Raw genomic sequence first — 930 nt, forward strand, 5'->3', positions numbered from 1 at the left:
TCAGACGATAGCTGTTGCCATCAATGTTGAAGATGTGTGAGCGGTGGAATAAGATAACGTACAATATTTTGCGCAAATAGCTAATAAAGAAAGAGTCCTCAATCTGACGATTGATTAATAACCACAAAAACCAAGTCAGAAAGCGGACCCAATACCTGGTAAGGTTATCGTAAATAATGAGGAAGAAGTCAAAGCCCAGTTAGGGGATTTTGCACGAGAAACAGTAGAAGTGACTTCGAATGTAATGCTGGAGGCTGAAGCAGTGCAACAGGCTTTTCTGGTAAAGCAGTTGAGCTAGGCTACAGCGTGAATTACTATACTGTTAAAGAGTTGCTTTCCCAGTTGAAGCGACGAAGCGATACCCCCATTTCCCGACAACGCCGCCAAGAATACAGCAAAAAAGCACTGGTAGTTCTGGATGAGTTTGGGTACCAGGCAATGGATCGTCAGGAAACTCTCCTGTTCTTCCAATTTGTAAACCTGCACTACCAGAAGGGATCCGTCATTATAACCAGCAACCGGTCAGTCAAAGACTGGGCAACTATCTTTGCCAACGACCATATGACGACTACTACAATTTTAGACTGGGTATTTCACCGCTCACACATCTTCAACATTGATGGCCACAGATATCGTCTAAAGGATTCTCAACTAATGCAAACAGGAGGGGTGGAAAGAACAACAAAACGGAAGAATTCGTAAAACTAAACGCCGATCCTTTCGCAATTTTAGGCGCTATTTGACATCACCCACTCCGTGGGTTCGCCCACCGCGGTTTGTCCTTCAGACAAACCCCTAGGGCTGCGGGTTTCTATCTTTTGTTTAGTTGGTAACCCTTCCCAGTCTTTTTTTGTCCTGAGGGGTTCAGGACAAAAAAACCTGGCGACACTCCGCTCCGACGCGTTCGCGTCATCGCTCCCAACCGGGCGC

2 protein-coding genes are annotated in these 930 nt (G+C 45.9%); one reads left to right on the forward strand and one right to left on the reverse strand.

All coding sequences use genetic code 11. From position 1 onward, the window contains the following. Positions 1-306: 306 nt before the first annotated feature. Positions 307-702, forward strand: a complete 396-nt coding sequence (locus tag DC28_RS02085) for an ATP-binding protein (RefSeq protein ID WP_052078342.1) — start codon at positions 307-309, stop codon at positions 700-702. 26 nt (positions 703-728) lie between these two features. On the opposite strand, the gene DC28_RS16665 is transcribed toward DC28_RS02085, so the two are convergent. After that, positions 729-930, reverse strand: a 202-nt coding sequence (locus DC28_RS16665; protein WP_238565749.1) for a hypothetical protein, incomplete at its 5' end; no start/stop codon positions are given.

Origin of the sequence: Spirochaeta lutea, from assembly GCF_000758165.1 — a bacterium.
GTDB lineage: Bacteria > Spirochaetota > Spirochaetia > DSM-27196 > Salinispiraceae > Spirochaeta_D > Spirochaeta_D lutea.